The 15,718-nt window shown below is 67.9% G+C and carries 15 protein-coding genes; 3 read left to right on the top strand and 12 right to left on the bottom strand.

What is annotated here, in order from left to right; all coding sequences use genetic code 11:
- Positions 1-30: 30 nt before the first annotated feature.
- Positions 31-1,356: an amino acid deaminase gene (locus AB4Y94_RS06055; RefSeq protein WP_441726136.1), complete on the bottom strand. Its 1,326-nt coding sequence runs from the start codon at positions 1,354-1,356 to the stop codon at positions 31-33.
- Positions 1,357-1,487: 131 nt separating this feature from the next.
- Here AB4Y94_RS06055 and AB4Y94_RS06050 point away from each other — a divergent pair, with 131 nt between their 5' ends.
- Complete coding sequence (locus AB4Y94_RS06050; protein WP_441726133.1) at positions 1,488-1,889, top strand: RidA family protein; 402 nt, start codon at positions 1,488-1,490, stop codon at positions 1,887-1,889.
- Between the two features lie 26 nt (positions 1,890-1,915).
- On the opposite strand, the gene AB4Y94_RS06045 is transcribed toward AB4Y94_RS06050, so the two are convergent.
- From AB4Y94_RS06045 to AB4Y94_RS05995, 11 genes are all read right to left on the bottom strand, one after another.
- The gene (locus AB4Y94_RS06045) at positions 1,916-2,119 is read right to left on the bottom strand and encodes a hypothetical protein (protein ID WP_441726684.1); all 204 of its coding nucleotides are present in this window, start codon (positions 2,117-2,119) and stop codon (positions 1,916-1,918) included.
- Positions 2,041-3,327, bottom strand: a complete 1,287-nt coding sequence (locus AB4Y94_RS06040) for a DUF222 domain-containing protein (RefSeq protein WP_441726130.1) — start codon at positions 3,325-3,327, stop codon at positions 2,041-2,043. The genes AB4Y94_RS06045 and AB4Y94_RS06040 overlap by 79 nt, the downstream gene beginning before the upstream one ends.
- A gap of 108 nt (positions 3,328-3,435) precedes the next feature.
- Positions 3,436-4,515, bottom strand: coding sequence for a DNA polymerase IV (locus tag AB4Y94_RS06035; RefSeq protein ID WP_441726127.1), 1,080 nt, complete (start codon positions 4,513-4,515; stop codon positions 3,436-3,438).
- Positions 4,516-4,604: 89 nt separating this feature from the next.
- Complete coding sequence (locus AB4Y94_RS06030; protein ID WP_441726125.1) at positions 4,605-5,525, bottom strand: MurR/RpiR family transcriptional regulator; 921 nt, start codon at positions 5,523-5,525, stop codon at positions 4,605-4,607.
- Complete coding sequence (gene murQ / locus AB4Y94_RS06025) at positions 5,509-6,429, bottom strand: N-acetylmuramic acid 6-phosphate etherase (protein ID WP_441726122.1); 921 nt, start codon at positions 6,427-6,429, stop codon at positions 5,509-5,511. Before murQ ends, AB4Y94_RS06030 begins: the two co-directional genes overlap by 17 nt.
- Before the next feature lie 31 nt (positions 6,430-6,460).
- Positions 6,461-7,648, bottom strand: coding sequence for an N-acetylglucosamine kinase (locus AB4Y94_RS06020; protein ID WP_441726119.1), 1,188 nt, complete (start codon positions 7,646-7,648; stop codon positions 6,461-6,463).
- Positions 7,645-8,910 (bottom strand): anhydro-N-acetylmuramic acid kinase, encoded by a 1,266-nt coding sequence (locus AB4Y94_RS06015; RefSeq protein WP_441726116.1) that lies wholly within the window; start codon positions 8,908-8,910, stop codon positions 7,645-7,647. Before AB4Y94_RS06015 ends, AB4Y94_RS06020 begins: the two co-directional genes overlap by 4 nt.
- Positions 8,907-10,622 (bottom strand): glycoside hydrolase family 3 protein, encoded by a 1,716-nt coding sequence (locus AB4Y94_RS06010; RefSeq protein ID WP_441726114.1) that lies wholly within the window; start codon positions 10,620-10,622, stop codon positions 8,907-8,909. Before AB4Y94_RS06010 ends, AB4Y94_RS06015 begins: the two co-directional genes overlap by 4 nt.
- Positions 10,619-11,449: a carbohydrate ABC transporter permease gene (locus AB4Y94_RS06005; protein WP_441726111.1), complete on the bottom strand. Its 831-nt coding sequence runs from the start codon at positions 11,447-11,449 to the stop codon at positions 10,619-10,621. The genes AB4Y94_RS06010 and AB4Y94_RS06005 overlap by 4 nt, the downstream gene beginning before the upstream one ends.
- Complete coding sequence (locus tag AB4Y94_RS06000) at positions 11,446-12,306, bottom strand: carbohydrate ABC transporter permease (protein ID WP_441726108.1); 861 nt, start codon at positions 12,304-12,306, stop codon at positions 11,446-11,448. Before AB4Y94_RS06000 ends, AB4Y94_RS06005 begins: the two co-directional genes overlap by 4 nt.
- Positions 12,306-13,595, bottom strand: a complete 1,290-nt coding sequence (locus AB4Y94_RS05995; RefSeq protein WP_441726105.1) for an extracellular solute-binding protein — start codon at positions 13,593-13,595, stop codon at positions 12,306-12,308. The genes AB4Y94_RS06000 and AB4Y94_RS05995 overlap by 1 nt, the downstream gene beginning before the upstream one ends.
- Before the next feature lie 158 nt (positions 13,596-13,753).
- On the opposite strand from AB4Y94_RS05995, the gene AB4Y94_RS05990 reads away from it, so the two are divergent.
- The gene (locus AB4Y94_RS05990; RefSeq protein WP_441726102.1) at positions 13,754-14,590 is read left to right on the top strand and encodes an SDR family oxidoreductase; all 837 of its coding nucleotides are present in this window, start codon (positions 13,754-13,756) and stop codon (positions 14,588-14,590) included.
- Positions 14,591-14,640: 50 nt separating this feature from the next.
- Complete coding sequence (locus tag AB4Y94_RS05985; RefSeq protein ID WP_441726099.1) at positions 14,641-15,654, top strand: serine hydrolase domain-containing protein; 1,014 nt, start codon at positions 14,641-14,643, stop codon at positions 15,652-15,654.
- The last annotated feature ends 64 nt before the right edge of the window (positions 15,655-15,718 follow it).

The raw sequence follows: 15,718 nt of genomic DNA, 5'->3' as shown, positions 1-15,718 counted from the left end.
TTATCGGGTCCATGCTTTTCGGATCCATGGTCAGAAGTACGTTTCGACGAGGTCGACGACGGCGGGATCTGCAGTATCCGCGTCGTCGATCACCGGGATGAGACGCCACTTGTCGAGAGCGGTACACGGGTGGGAGAGCCCGAGGCGGAGAACCGTGCCCACCGGCAGGGCGCCGGCGGAGGCCTGGTCGGCGGCCAGTCGCAGGAAGCCGTGCTGGTCGTTCAGCGCGGTGACGCTGCTACCGGCGAGGACCGCGGCGCTGTCCTCGGCAGCCAGGCCGATGATTCGTTGCGGCTCGGGAAATCCCTCGTCGAACGGGAGATCGCGCTTGCCGCCGTCGAACAGCGCAAGTCCGGGCTCCGGGCGGGAGACCACCCGAACCCAGGCATGCATGGCGGCGCGGAAGGGTTCGTCTCCCACGATGGTTCCCATCGGTGTGATGCCGCGGTAGAAACCGTCGTCGTGCACTTGGAACGCGCCGGATCTCAGGACGACGACCGCTCTGTTGCCGTTCGGCCCGGCCAGCGCGCCGAGCCGGTCGGCGACCCGGTCGAAGTAGGCGCTGCCGCCGGCCGTGACGATGGGGGTGCGCTCGCCGTAGTACCCGCCGGCGGTCAGTTCAGCGTGCAGGGCGGCGACCTCGTCGAGGTAGGCGTCGACGCGGGCGATGCCCTCGGCGCTTCTGTCGTGGGCGAGGGCGCCCTCGTACCCGCCGACTCCCGCGACCTCGAGCGTGCCGGATGCGCGGATCGCCGCGGCGACTGCCAGCGCCTCGGCGCGGGTGCGCGCCCCGGTGCGGCCGTCGACGCCGCCGAGTTCGACGATGACGCCGATCCGCCGGCGGCGTGCCGGGTGCGCTGCGTCGTCGTGGCTGCGTTCGGGGACCCGGCCCAGGGCTTCCGTCATCTGCTGCACGGTCTCGACGCTGTCGGCCCAGCAGGTGAATTCGAACTCCGGGTGCTCGTTCAGCTCGGCCGCCAGCCAGCTGAGTGCGACCGGGTCGACGAGGGCGTTCGCGAGCATGATGCGGTCGACGCCGAACGAGCGGGCACATTGAACCTGCCACGCGGTGGCGAGGGTGAGGGCCCAGGCGCCGGCATCCAGGAGCTCACGCCAGAGTGCGGGGGACATGGTGGTTTTGCCGTGTGGGGCAAGGTGCAGGCCGTTCTGCTTGGCCCACTCGAACATGATGCGGGTGTTGTGCGAGAGGGCCGTGCGTTCGAGCGTCAGCAGCGGTGTTTGGAAGTGGGAGACGGTCGGCGACGTGCGCAGGAAGTCTTCGCCGGCCAGGCCCCAGGATGCGGCCGGGAACGACTTGTCGTGGGGGCTCAGGGGGATTGTGCGTTCCGGATTCATCGGCGTCCTCCTGCGTGCCCGGCGATGTTGCAGGGGCCACTGAAACAACGTATCGTCCGTCGCGGGTGCGAGTCCAACCACGGGTTCGTGCGCGGCGCCCTCCGGCGGCGCCCGACAGCGAGGAGAGCGATATGGCCAAGACCCGAATCCAGACGAACGGTGCCCCGGCTCCGGCCCACACGTTCTCCCAGGGTGTACGGAAGGGCCCATTCGTGCAGGTGTCCGGTCAGGGCCCGGTCGACCCGGTGACCAACGAATACCTCTACCCGGGCGACGTCGCGGCGCAGACCACGCGCACGCTCGAGAACGTTCGGGCGATCATCGAGGCGTCGGGTGCCACCTTCGACGACGTCGTGATGCTGCGGGTCTACCTCACCACGCGCGAGGATTTTTCGATCATGAACGACGCCTACGGGGCGTTCGTCACGGCTCACACGCCCAGCGGCGTCCTCCCTGCTCGCACGACCGTGTTCACCGGGCTGCCGCGCGAAGAGATGCTGGTGGAGATCGACGCGATCGCCATCGTGGAGTGATCGGACGTTGAGGGCAGAGTTCTCCCTCAGCGCTTCGGGAAAGGCCTGATCCGGCCACCGCGGTGCGGAGTTCGGTGGGTGTCGACCGTGGCGGGTGGGATGAACCAGGGCACGTTGTCAAAGATGCGGATGGCCCAGCCTTGATGGTGGATCATGTCGTGATGCGGGTTGCACAGCAATATCCCGTTCGCCAGGTCCGTGCGGCCGCCGTGAGCCTTCCACCATTCGATGTGATGTGCTTCCGTGTAGCTGGCGGGTCTGCTGCACCAGGCGCATCCATCGTCGCGTTCGGCCAGGGCGAGGCGTTGCGCCCGGCTGAACAGGCGGCGGGAGGTCCCAGGTCGAGCACTTCGCTGTCGCCGCCGAGGACCATCGGGATGATCTCTGCTTCGGCAGCCAGGCGCCGGACTGTCCCGGCGGAGATGGGCTGTTCGATGCCGTCGATCTGGGCTTCTCCGAGGCCGGTCATCAGTTCGTCGAGTCCGATCCGAACGATCATGGTCGTGGTTGCCGACGGTCCCATGCTCTGGGGGCAGGAGAGCCCGTGCCGGAGCAAGGCGACGATCGCGTCCGCTCCGAGTTGGGGAAAGGTGCGGTTATCGAGTTGCTCGTGGTTGTCGTCGCAGTCGTCGGGGTCGGTGTCGGTGGAGCCCTTCTCCGTCATCCTCACCCCGCGGATGGCTGCGCCGAGATGGGCGTCCATCCACGCGTCGACATAACCGGCGGAGAGCGGGTCAGCGTCGAACACGTAGCGCACCATCCCATCCCTCCGGTTGATCCGCTGCCAGCCGCGTTTGGCGACAAGTTGCTCCTCCCTCGGTTCGATGCCGTCGGTGTCGAGGTGGTCCCGGGTTCTGATCGCGAGCTTCCGCACCAGGTCCGCCGGGTTCTCCGCGGCGAATTCCACCAGTCCTTCCTCGGCAATGGCCAGGTCGTCCGGGCCGGCGTTCTGCCGTGCCTGCTCCAGGTTCGAGATGATCACCTCGGCGGCGTCGACCGGGATTCTCCCGGCGGACAACGCGCGAGCGACTGCGGGGAAGGGGGCCCGGAGCCGCTCCCCGAGCAGGCTCACCGGCGTAGCCGTTGCGTCGCCGACCCGGCACAGCCGGCTCGCTTCGGCCAGGGTGATGTGGCCCGTTTCCGTCAGGACCATGGCGGCGCTGGTGTTGCCGGTGCGCTTGGCAAGCCCGTCCTGGCCGAGAGACGGCCGCGAGCGTTCAACGACCTGCGCGGCCAGCCGTGCCAGCAGGGCGTCATTCTCCCGCTTCGTAGCGAAGCCGGCCTTCAGCGATTCCAGCAGGCCCGAGTCGCTCATCCCGACTGAGTCGGCCTCCGGATCCGGCTCGCCGCCTGCTGCCTGGGCGAAGTTCAACGCGCCGGACCACACCTGGGCGAAGTTCTCCGCCGAGGTGATGAGGGCATCCGTTGCACCTGACATACCCTCACCATACGGGCACCCTCTGACATTCTTGGTGGCGCACGATAGCGTTGGCGATCAGCGGTTAGATTCACGAAAAACGGATGCGATCGGCGTGGCGGAAGGGTCTCACCAGCCGCTGCGCGTCGGAGTGTGTCCCTCCCGCGCATCCTCCGGCATGGGCATCTCAGCCCGAAATCCCAGCAGCCGGATCGGCCGGTCCGGTTCGAACTTGCCGACGAGTCCCCTGGCATGGGCCAGCACGGCGTCTCGATCGGCGGTCACCGGGATCTTCTTGGTGAAGATCTTGGTGTCGAACGGGGCATAGCGCACCTTGAGCGTCACCCCGATCACGGGCCGATCCTCGGCCGCGACATCCTCGAGTACCCGCTCGACCAGCGCGCGCACCGCCTCGTCCACCTCGGCGGATGTCGCGAGGTCCTGCTGGTACGTCGTTTCGCGACTGTGGCCGCGAGCCACCCAGGGTGTGTCATCGACCACCCGCGCACCCTCGCCGCGCGCGAGCTGTCCGTACCACGGGCCCATCTTGGGGCCGAACTCAGCCACCAGACCCCCCGGCTCGGCGGCTGCCAGCTCGGCGACCGTCGTGATGCCGTGCCCGGCGAGACGACGAGAGACCTTCGGTCCGACTCCCCACAGGGCAATGGTCGACCGGCCGCCCATCACGTCCATCCAATTGTCGACGGTCAGACGGAACACGCCGCGTGGTTTGCCGAACCCCGTTGCGACCTTGGCCCGGACCAGGGTGTCACCGATGCCGACGCTGCAGTGGAGGTGGGTTCTGTCGAGTACTTCTTGCTGCAGCCGGCGGGCGTACCCCTCAGGGTCATCGGTATCGACGCCGATGAAGGCTTCGTCCCAGCCGAGCACCTGCACCGTGGCATCCGGATGCGCATGCAGGGTCGCCATGACCTCGTGCGATGCGGCGGTGTACGCCTCGGCGTCCACCGGCAGGATCACCGCGTCGGGCACCTTTCGAGCGGCGATGCGCAACGGCATCCCAGACCCCACACCGAACTCACGTGCCTCGTACGAGGCGGTCGAGACGACCGCGCGCTCGGTCGGGTCGCCGCGCCCGCCGACGATGACCGGTTTGCCCGCCAGCTCGGGGTGCCGCAGCACTTCCACGGCCGCGATGAACTGGTCGAGGTCGACGTGCAGCACCCACGAGTTCGGCCGTTCGTTCACGCCACCAGTCTGGCCGTCGCACCCCGCTTTGCAAAGGGTTTGCGAAGCCGGACGAGCCGCATGCCCGGCTGGTCGTCAGCGGATGCCGGTCACCCGGCCCCCGCGCTTCGACGCTCAGGGGCCGGCCGCTGCTGCTCCGGCGGCAGCCGGTGGTTCTGCACGGCCTCGTAGGTGAGGCGGAGGGACTCGGTGGTCTGGTCGTACCTGCGCTGGGCGACGCGCACGAAGAGGAAGTCGATGAGGGCCAATTGCGCGATCCGACTGGACATGGCGCCTGACCGGAAGCGGTTCTCCCTCGCCTGGGTGGTGAGCACGAAGTCGCACCTGGCGGCCAGCCGCGACTCGGGGAAATTGGTGATGCCCACCGTGGTCGCGCCGACCGCGCGCGCCACCTCGAGCGCCTGGTTGGTCTCGTAGGTCAACCCGGAATGCGAGAAACCGATCGCGACATCACCGGGACGCCGGAGTGCGGCAGAGGCCAGGGCGAGGTGGCTGTCCACCGAGCAGAATGCCGAGATGCCGATCCGGTAGAGCTTCTGCTGGAGGTCCTGCGCGATGAGTCCGCTGGACCCGGACCCGTACAGGTCGACCTGGCCTGCGGTGGCGATCACATCGACGACCTTGTCCAGAGTGTCGAGGTCGAGGTTCCGCGCGGTCTGCTCGATCGCGAGCGTGTCCTGGTAGGCGATCTTCGCGACGACCTCCTGGGCGCTGTCTGCGGGATTGATCTCGCTGTCGGCCAGCTCGAATCGTTCCCGCACCGCTTCCTCGCGGCTGGTTGCCGCGGCGATCTCGAGCCGGAATTCCCGGTAGCCCGAGTAGCCGAGGTTCTGTGCAAAGCGGGCAACCGTGGCCTGTGACGTGTCGCACAGTCGGGCGAGCTCGGTGATGGTGAGATCGACGACGACTGAGGGGTTGTCGATGATCACGTTCGCAACCCGCGCTTCTGCCGCGCTCAGCCGGGGAAGCGCCTGCCGCAGCGTGAGAAGGACGCTAGTCGACGACGTCATGCTGCACCAGTCCTGCGTCGGCGAGCGCACTGCGCAGCACCGCACCGTGCCGGGTCAGCAGCGCCTGTGCGCTGTCGGCGTCGAGGCCCGTCACGGTCATCATGATCGCTGCTTTCACCCAGCCGCCCGCTTCATCGAGGGCACGCGCGGCGGTCTCGGCGTCGGCGCCCGTCGCCAGCATAACGGTGCGCTCAGACCGCGCCCGCAACTTTTCATTCGTTGCCTTGAGGTCGACCATGAGGTTGCCGTGGACCTTGCCCAGCCGAACCATGACGATCGTGCTGATCATGTTGAGCACCAGCTTCTGCGCGGTCCCGGCCTTCAGCCGGGTGGAGCCGGCCACGAATTCAGGGCCGACCACGGTTTCGATCGCCACGTCTGCTGCGAGTCCGAGCGCCGAATCGGCATTGCACGCGAAACCCACGGTGAACGCGCCGACGCTCTTCGCGTACTCGATCGCGCCGAGCACGAACGGCGTGCGTCCGCTCGCCGAGACGCCGACGACGGCGTCATCCGCTGTCAGGGCCAGAGCGGTGAGGCTTTCAGCCCCGCCGGGGGCGTCGTCTTCGGCGTTCTCCTGGGCCGCGTGGATGGCGTCAGGGCCGCCCGCGATCACACCGACGACAAGATCCGGGTCGGTGCCGAAGGTGGGTGGGATCTCGCTCGCGTCGAGGATGCCGATTCGCCCCGCGGTGCCGGCGCCCACGTAGATCAAACGGCCGCCGCGCCGCATCCGCCCCACGATGCCTTCGATCGCGACGACGATGCGCGGCTCCGCCGCGATGATCACCTCGGCCACGGTGGCGCCGTCGGCGCTCATGGCCGCGACAAGCTGGCCCACCGACATCAGGTCGAGGTCGGTGTTCGTGGTGCTCACCTGCTCGGTGGAGAGGGTGGAAAGCATTGCTCGCAGTTCACTGCGCTGACTCGGGGCGTCAACCACGGGTGGTCCTTTTCTCGTAGGGCAGGGAGTGGTCGGTGGCGACGAGCGCCGCACCGGTGAGGGCATCGCCGTTCGACGAGAGTTCCTGGAGACCGGCCGCGCGAAGTGCGTCGCCCAGCAGTGCGGCGAAGAACGGATGCGTCGACAACCCGCCAGTCACGCACACTGTCGGTTCGCCCGCGCTCGTGCACGAGTGGACCAGCAGGCGCACTGCCTCGTCGACGATGCCGCGGGCGACGCTGTCGCCTGCCTCAGCGCGCCGGATCACGGTCGGGGCGAACGATCCGAGCCGCCGGGCAGGCTCGCCGGATTCCGACACCCAGATCGGGAGGGCGCCGATGGCTTCGCCGGTGGCGCCGTCGTTGCCTGCCTCCGGAATTCCGGCGAAGGCTGCCGCATCGGCGAGCAAGCCGGTGGCGGGTCCTCGGCCGTCGTGGGCCCGGAGGGCCGCTTGCAAGCCATGCTGCCCGATCCATCGACCGGCGCCCTCGTCGCCGAGCCAGGGACCCCAGCCGTCGACCTGGCGGACCGCGCCGTCGGCGGTGACGGTGAACACCACGGCACCGGTGCCGGCGATCAGCACTGTCCCTGGCTTGCCGGCGAAAGCGCCGGCGTGGGCGGCCAAGGCGTCGCTCAACACCGCGACGGGGGCGTCGAAGCGCGCGCGGAGGCGACGGATGAGTTCGGCTGCGGCTTTCGGCGCGGTCGCGGCCCCGGCGGCCCCGATGCCGATCGCGTTGATCGCGGGCGTGCCGGGCTCGGGCGTGCCGGACGTGCGGGACTCGGGCGTGCCGGACTCAGCGCCGCCGCCCGGCGCCAAAACAGGGCGGATCGACGTTTCGGACACGAAAACATCACGGATTGCCCCTTCTGGGGCTCGGGTTGATGTTTTCGTGTCGTCGGAGGCTGAGGCGTGCCGAGCGGCGCCCGCCGCGTCGAGCGCCGTGCTGATCGCCTGGAAGGCCAGCTCGGCGCCGGCCGGTTCAGCCAGGCCGGGCGCGCCCGCACCCAGCGCCTCGGCAAGGATGACGCCTCCGCGGGTCAGCCTTACCCGGCACGACGTCTTGCCGAGATCGACGGCGAGGACGACAGGACCGGAACCGGATGCGGGATCGGCGCCGGATGCGAGACCCGCGACGGATGCGACATCCGCGACGGATGCGAGATCGGCGCCGGTCATGAACCCGACCCTGTCGTCGCGGGCGCATTCTCCACCTGGGCGCCATCCACCTGGGGCGCGCCCTCCAGTCGCAGGCCGGAAATCCCGCGAAGCGCCCGGGGGAACCCCGGGCGAGCCGATCCGAACGTGAGCCGGCCCAGAATGCGCTCAGCCCCGGCCGGAGTGGCAGGCAGCGCGGCGGGCACGCCATGCCAGCTGAGGAACCCGATCAAGGCGAACAGGTACGACTCCTTGAAGTCCGGGTCTATCCCATGCTCCGCACTCGATTCGAGTGCGATGCCGTGAGTCCGCAAATCCGACGCGAGGGCGCGCATCAGCGCCGGGTTGCGCACCCCACCGCCGGACGCGAGGAGAAGGCCGGGTACAGCAGCGGATGCCGCGCCAACCGCCTCAGCGACGGAACGAGCCGTCAGCGCTGTGAGCGTCGCAACGAGGTCGGCGAGCGGGATGTCGTCGCAGCCGGTCGCATCCGTCGCGGCATCGACGACGTCGAGCGTGAACGTCTCACGACCAGTGGACTTGGGCGGAGCGGCGGAGAAGTAGGGATGGGCGAGAAGCTGCAGGAGCAAACCTTCGTGCGGCTCCCCGGCAGCGGCGAGGGTGCCGTCGGCGTCATACGTCGATGTTCCGCCGCTCGCGCGGGCGACGACTGCATCGATCAGGCAGTTGCCCGGTCCGCTGTCGAACGCGGTCAGGCGCCCCTGCGGGGTGAGGATCTGCACATTGGCGATGCCGCCGAGGTTGACGGTCGCGGCCGAAACGCCGCTCTGCAGAGGCCCGTCCCCCAGCCAGGCCTGGTCGAAGAGGCCCATCAGCGGTGCGCCCTCGCCGCCGGCGGCAATATCGGCGGATCGCAGGTGCGAGAGCACCGGGGTGTGGGTGGCCTCGGCGATCCAGGACGGCTCGCCGATCTGCAGGGTGCCGCGGACCTGGGCGTCCTCGACCCAGTGGTACAGGGTCTGGCCGTGCGACACCACCAGGTCGACCGGCGTGCCTAGTTCGCGGATGGCGTCGCGGGCAGCGGATGCGAACGCCTGCCCGGCGAGCGTGTCGAGTTGGCAGACCTCACCGGCCGTCACCGGGTGCCCGTGCACCGCATCGATCAGGCGGTCACGCAATGCCTGCGGCCAGCCGACGGTGCGCGCCAACAGCGGGCGCATCCGCACGGGAGGCCGGTCAGAGTCGTCCAGCGCCTCGACATCGGCGACGGCGACGTCGATTCCGTCTGCGGATGTGCCGGACTGCAGGGAGAGGATCCTCATCGCCGCTCCGTCGCTTCCGCGTCAGTCCCCGTCGCGTCCGCCCGTTCCGCGCCAGCCCGCGTCGCGCTGCGGTTTCCTGCACGCGCGGCGGGCAGGCCCCCAGCGTGTGGCGGAATCGTCAGCGCGAACGGATCGGGTGCGAACGGACCGGGTGCGAACGAATCGGCTGCGGGGGAATCGGGCGCCGACGAATCGGCGGCGGGCCTGAGCAGGCGCAACAGCGCTTCCGCTGCCAGCCGGCTCGCCGTCAGCGTTTCGACCAGGGCGAGTGGCGGCAACGGATGCGCCGCCGCCAGTCCCGCGTTGACCACGATGGCGTCGGGGCGGACGGCCGCCACGGCGTCGAGAGCCGTGCGCTGGGGTCCGGACGCGGCGATCGAATCCACCAGTACGACGACAGTGCGACTGGCGGGGATGGTGGCGAGGGCATCGTCGACCACTCCTGACAGCAGCCTGTCAGTGCGGGGAAGCGGGCCGGGAACGAGCCGCTCGACGACGAACTCCGATCCGAGAGCGGTGCTGAAGGCATCCGTTGTCGAGGCCACCGCGATTGTCGCTCGCTCACGGAGGTCGAGCACGGTGAGCTCGGTGGCGCCCGGCGGGAGGGGCGGCACTGCGCCGTGGATCTGGATCAACCCGCGTGCCAGTTCGGAGAAGTCGCGGCGGACCGTGTCGCCCGGATGCGCCGGCGAAGGAACCGCGAGTCCGGCGACGGATGCAGCGGCCCGCTCCAGTGTCGCCACCGGGAGGCTGCCGTCGTCGAGGGCGTCGAGTAGTGCGCCCTGGACCTCGAGATAGTCGTCCAGGTCGCTCGTGGCGCCGGCTTTCGGACCGAGGTTCGCCGGATTGCCGATGCAGAGCAGGTCGGCGCCGGCGAGGATCGCCTGCACGGCGCCCGGCCCGGCGCCCACCGTGGCGCGTATTGCCGCCATGTCGAGGGCGTCGGTGACGATCGTGCCGGTGAACCCTGCGGCACGGAGACGCGACAGCACCCGCGGGTTCAGCGTGGCAGGCTCCTCGCCGAGCTCAGGCACCACGATGTGCGCCGTCATGATGGAACGCGCGCCGGCCGCGATGGCCGCGTGGAACGGTGGAAGGTGCTCGCGCTCGATCTCGTCCCAGCCGAGTTCGAGCCGGGGGAGGGCATGGTGCGAGTCGGTGTGGGTGTCACCGTGGCCGGGGAAGTGCTTCACGCAGGCGGCCACCCCGCCGGATTGCAGTCCAGTGATCATGGCGGACACGTGGCGCGACACCAGGGCGGCCGACGCACCGAAGGAGCGGACCCCGATCACCGGGTTGCGTGGGTTGGTGTTCACGTCGGCAACGGGCGCGAGGGCCACGTTCGCCCCGGCCGCCAGCACGCGCCGGGCAAGCTCGGCACCCACCTGCCGGGTCAGTTCGACATCGTCACGACGGCCGAGCTGCCAGTGCCCTGGCACCGTCGAACCGCGCAGGGCCTCAAGCCTGGTGACGTTGCCGCCTTCCTCGTCGACGCCGATCAGCACACCGGAGCGGATGCTGCGCAGCTCCGCTGAGAGTCTCGCCAGCTGGGCCGGGTCGCCGGCGTCGATGTTCTGGCTGAAGTAGACGACTCCGGCCAGGCCCTCTTCGAGGGCGCGTTTCAGCCAGTCCGGCGCGCTGTGGCCGTTGAATCCGGGCCACAGCACGCTGGCGACGAGGCTGCGGAGTGCAGGGTCGTTCCGCGCGGTCATCCCTTGACCGCTCCGGAGACCAGGCCGGCGGAAAGCTTCCGCTGCACCAACACGAAGAAGATCATCACCGGCACGGTGATGATGGTCGACGCCGCCATCACGTAGCCCCACTCGTTGGAGTGCTCGCCGAAGAACGCCTTGAGCCCGATCGCGACGGTGTAGTTCTCCCGCGCCCCGCCGAGCATGGTCATCGCGAAGATGAACTCGTTCCAGGCTGTGATGAAGGAGAAGATGCTGGTCGCGACGAGACCCGGCGCGACCAGGGGCAGCATCACCGAGCGGAACATGCGACCCCAACTGGCGCCGTCCATGTACGCGGCCTCCTCCAGCTCCACCGGCACCGCCTCGACGAAGCCACGCAGCATCCAGATGCCGAACGGCAGCGAGATCGCCACATAGACGATGATCAGGCCGAGCAGGGTGTTCAGCAACTGCAGGTCGCGCACCTGCACGAACAGCGGGATCACCAGTGCCTCCAGCGGCACCATCTGCACCGCCAGGATCATGAACAGGATCGTGGTGCGGAACTTGAACTTGAACCGGGCCACAGCAACGGATGCCAGCAGTGCGACGAGCGCGGAGACCAGCACCGTCGCCACGGCTACGATGGCCGAGTTGCGGAGGAAGACGTCGAAACCGCCGCCGGTGAGCACGTAGCGGAAGTTGTCGAGGGTGAATTCCTTGGGCAGCAGGGACTGGCCACCGCTGGACGCCTGGGCGTCGAAGGCGCTGGAGAGCATCCAGTACACCGGGAACAGTGTGAAGACCAGCAGCAGCGCGACGAGCACGCCCTTGCCGGTGTTCGCGCGAACGGAGCGCCTTCTCACAGCTTTTCCTCCTTGAACATGGCTCGCACGTAGAACACGGTGATCACCAGAAGCACGGCGGTCAGCAGCACGGCGAGGGCGGAACCGAAGCCGTACCGGTTCTGGCCGAATGATTCGACATACGACCAGACGCCGAGGTTCAACACGTCGCGGTTCGACCCTGCCCCGCCGGGCATCAGGTAGACCTGCGCGAAGACCTTGAAGTCCCAGATCGTGGAAAGGATGATGACCACCGCGAAGACGGACTTCATGGTGGGGAAGATGATTTGGAAGAAGCGCCGGACGGCACCGGCGCCGTCGAGGGCTGCGGCTTCGAGCATCTCCTTGGAGACACCGAGCAGGCCCGCCAGGATGGTGATCGCCACGAACGGGAAGCCGTGGTGGATGATGTTGATCAGCACGATGCCGTAGAAGGTGAAGCGGTTGGTGAACCAGTTATAGGGATCGTCCATGAGCCCTGCGCCCATCAGCGCCTGGTTGACGATGCCGTTGTCGGCGTCGAAGATCCAGGTCCAGATGTAGGTTCCGGTGACGGCCGGCATCGCCCAGGCGACCATGATCGCGCTACCGACGATGGTGCGCCAGAAGGTGCCGAGGGAGGCCATCAACAGGGCGACAAGGGTGCCGAAGATGACGGTGCCGGCCACGGAGAGCACCGCGAAGCCGACGGTGTTCGGAAGGACGACTGTCCACAGTGTGGAGTTGCCGAACACCTCGAGGTAGTTCGCGAAGCCGATGAAGTTGGTCTTGCCGCTGACGATCTCGCGGAGCCCATAGTCCTGGAGCGAGAACAGGAACACCCGCAACGGGGATGTCCCGTCGCCCACGGCCGGAGCCGGAGTGGTGAGCGTAGTCACTACTTACCGTTCATGATCGAGTCCATCTCGGCTGCGGCATCCGTTGTGGCCTGATCGACCGACTTGGTACCGGAGAGGATGGACTGCATCATCGTGTTCGTCGTCTGCTTGGCCTGGACCGCACCGAACTTCGGGGTGACCGGGACCGCGGCGCCGCCGTCCACCATCTGCTTCGCGAACGGGGTGACCAGCGGGTCGTCGGACTTCATCGTCTTCGCCAGGAGCGACTGCATGCCCGGGAAGTATCCGGTCTGCTCCGCCCACTTCGCGGCGAAGGTGCCGGTGGTCATCATCTTCACGAAGGTGAACGCAAGGTCCTGGTTCTTGCTGGTGTTGAAGATGCTGAGGTGCGAGCCCCCGAGAACTGACGGGCTGATGCCGCCATCCTGGCCCGGGATCGGGGTGGCAGCGAACTTGCCCTTGAGGTCGGGGGCCTTCTGCACGATGGTGGCCGGCGTCCATGAACCGGTCAGGGCCATCGCGACCTTGCCCTGCACGAAGTTGTCGAGCACGTCCGTCTCTTTCCACGTGGTGGCGCCTGCCGTGGAGAAGCCGTATTTGGTGGCGAGATCGGTGTAGAACTGGATTCCCTCACGCGACTTGGTGCTGGCCAGCCCGGAAGTCCAGGTGTCGCCCTTCTTGGTGGACACGTCGCCACCGGCGCCCCAGACCCACGGGTAGACGCCGAATTCGGCGTTGCCGGGCACGGCGAAAGGGATCATCTCGGGGTGCGCCGCCTTGATGGCGTTGCCCGCGTCGATGATCTCCTGCCAGGTTGTCGGTGCTTTCAGGCCCAATTCGTCGAAGACGTCGGAGCGGTAGACCAGCGAGCGGACGCCGGCGTACCAGGGCATGCCGTAGAGGTCTCCGTCGTAGGTGCCCGATTTCGCCAGTCCTTCGACCAGGTCGTCGGTGAGGCCGGCGGCCTTGACCTTGTCGCCGATCGGCGCGAGAGCACCGGCATCAGCGAACTCGGCGGTCCAGGTGGTCCCGGTCTCGGCAACGTCCGGCGTGGTGTTGCCGGCGATCGACGTGACGAACCGGTCGTGGGCGTCGGCCCACTGCACGAACTCGACGTCGAGCTTCGCGCCGGTCTTCTTCGTGAACGCCTTGCCGACCTCGTCGAAATAGCCCTTCGAGTCGGGATTGGTGCCCTGCATGATCCAGACCTTCAAGGTCTGGCCTTTCGCATCGGCGGAATCTCCTGCACTGGTACCGCCGCTGGAACACGCGGCCAGGCCGAGCGCTGCCACGGCGAACATGGCAATAGAGAGGTAGCGCTTCTTCATTGTGCGGTCTCCTCATTGAAAACGATGATCGGACCGGGCGGCCCTGACTATCACTGTGAAAGTAGTATTCATGACTTCCGTTGCGCCTGCAAGTCATTTTCATCTCGCTCGTGTTTCAGTCGTCGTCCGGCCCCGGAAACTCTTGGGATGATTGACCCATGACTCGTACTGTCGCCGGCGCCCGCGTTCTCATCACCGGAGCCGCGATGGGCATGGGCCGCCTCTACGCCGAGCGCGCCGTCGCAGAAGGTGCGACAGCGGTGATCCTGTGGGACAACGACGCGGCGGCCCTGGCCGTCACCGCGGCCGATCTCAGCGACCGAGCGGATGCCGGCACTCGGGTGGCCTTCTACGTCGTCGACATCGCCGACCTCGGGGCGATCGCCCAGACCGCCCAGCGGGTACGGGTGGAGGTGGGGAACCCCGACATCGTGATCAACAACGCCGGCATCGTGCGCGGCAAGTACTTCTGGGAGCACGACAACGGTGACGATACCCGTCCGACCATGCAGGTCAACGCCCTGGCGCCGATGTACATCACCCGCGAGTTCCTGCCGGCCATGATCGACAACGCCTACCGGGAAGCGCGGATCGTCAATATCGCATCCGCTGCCGGCACCCTGTCCAACCCCCGTATGAGCGTCTATGCCGCCTCGAAGGCCGCAGTGATCGGCTGGAGCGACTCGTTGCGGCTCGAACTGGTGCAGCAGGACCACGGCAATGTGAAGGTCACCACGGTGTCACCGAGTTACATCTCCACCGGCATGTTCGCCGGCGCCCGCGGACCCCTGCTCACCCCCGTGCTGACCCCGGAGTATGTCGTCGACCGGGTGTGGCGCGCGATGCTCCGCGGGACGCCGATGCTGATGCTGCCCTGGACGGTGGGACTCTCCAAGGCCCTGCGGGGAATCCTGCCGCTGCCGGTCTGGGACGCCGTCGCCGGAAGCCTGTTCGGCGTGTACCGCTCGATGGAGAAGTTCACCGGGCGGCTCTAGCGTGACGCGGCGCCGGTGCCGCCGGCTCCCGGCATCCGTAAGCTGGCACGGTGGATACTTCAGGACTGAATGAGTTTCTCGACGACCAGGAGTTCTCGGGCGTCGTTCTGGTGCGGCGGGGCGCCGTGACGGTGTTCGAGGCGGCGACCGGCCTCGCCTCCCAGCGCTGGGGCGTGCCGAACACGGTCGAGACCCGGTTCGACACCGCCTCGATCACCAAGCTGTTCACCAGCGTGGCCGTGTTGCAGCAGGTGGAGGCCGGCCGCCTCGATCTTGAGACGTCGATCCACCACTACGTTGACCTGTCCGGCACCACGATCGGCACCGACGTCACCCTGCTGCACCTGCTCACGCACACCAGCGGCATCGCTGACATCGTCGACGAGGAATTCGGTGAGGACTTCGCCGCGCTCTGGGCCCAGACCCCCGCATACACCCTGCGCAACACCGCGGACTACCTGCCGCTGTTCGCACAGAAGGAGCCGCTCGGTGTGCCGGGAACCGAAGCCATCTACTCCGACGCCGGTTACATCCTCGCCGGGCTCGCTCTCGAGAAGGTGACCGGGCAGCCCTACCGGCAGTCCATCTACGACGACGTCTTCACCCGCGCGGGGATGACCAATGCCGGGTTCTACGACAAGACGGATGCCGCACCGCGCGTCGCCGAGGGATGGGACCGCGCCGACGACGGCCGGTGGATCTCGAACGTCTATTCCGTCCCGCCGGTTGGCGCGCCGCACGAAGGCGCGCAGGCCACCGCCGCCGACCTGGTGCGTTTCCTTCAAGCGGCCCGCGACGGAGAGCTCCTCGGCGCAGAGCTGACCGAGGAGTACTTCGCCCCGCAGATCGAGCATGACGAGTACACCAGATACGGATTCGGCCTCGAGTTCGACCTGAACGAAGACGGGTCGGTGCGCTCGTACTACACCGACGGGGTCAGCGCCGGCGCCAGCGGGATCCTGCGGCACTACCGGGAGGACGGGCTCGACGTTGTGGTGCTCAGCAACGCCGAAGAAGGGGCGTGGGAGGTCATCCGGGAGATCGACGAGCGCCTCGGGGGCTAGCCGAGTCCCGGCGATAGACCGTTCCTGGCTCGACACCCGACCTGATTCGACGAGATTAGTGGTC

This window comes from Glaciibacter sp. 2TAF33, assembly GCF_052114945.1.
Classification (GTDB): Bacteria; Actinomycetota; Actinomycetes; order Actinomycetales; family Microbacteriaceae; genus Cryobacterium.
This window is presented reverse-complemented; position numbering and strand designations above follow the sequence as displayed.

Excerpts from the sequence above, each read along its gene's own strand:
- murQ (WP_441726122.1), bottom strand. The coding sequence starts at position 6,429 with ATGCTTTCCACCCTCTCCACCGAGCAGGTGAGCACCACGAACACCGAC.
- AB4Y94_RS05990 (WP_441726102.1), top strand. The coding sequence starts at position 13,754 with ATGACTCGTACTGTCGCCGGCGCCCGCGTTCTCATCACCGGAGCCGCG.
- AB4Y94_RS06015 (WP_441726116.1), bottom strand. The coding sequence starts at position 8,910 with ATGAGGATCCTCTCCCTGCAGTCCGGCACATCCGCAGACGGAATCGAC.
- AB4Y94_RS06055 (WP_441726136.1), bottom strand. The coding sequence starts at position 1,356 with ATGAATCCGGAACGCACAATCCCCCTGAGCCCCCACGACAAGTCGTTC.
- AB4Y94_RS06030 (WP_441726125.1), bottom strand. The coding sequence starts at position 5,525 with ATGACGTCGTCGACTAGCGTCCTTCTCACGCTGCGGCAGGCGCTTCCC.
- AB4Y94_RS06040 (WP_441726130.1), bottom strand. The coding sequence starts at position 3,327 with ATGTCAGGTGCAACGGATGCCCTCATCACCTCGGCGGAGAACTTCGCC.
- AB4Y94_RS06050 (WP_441726133.1), top strand. The coding sequence starts at position 1,488 with ATGGCCAAGACCCGAATCCAGACGAACGGTGCCCCGGCTCCGGCCCAC.
- AB4Y94_RS06010 (WP_441726114.1), bottom strand. The coding sequence starts at position 10,622 with ATGACCGCGCGGAACGACCCTGCACTCCGCAGCCTCGTCGCCAGCGTG.
- AB4Y94_RS05995 (WP_441726105.1), bottom strand. The coding sequence starts at position 13,595 with ATGAAGAAGCGCTACCTCTCTATTGCCATGTTCGCCGTGGCAGCGCTC.
- AB4Y94_RS06020 (WP_441726119.1), bottom strand. The coding sequence starts at position 7,648 with ATGACCGGCGCCGATCTCGCATCCGTCGCGGATGTCGCATCCGTCGCG.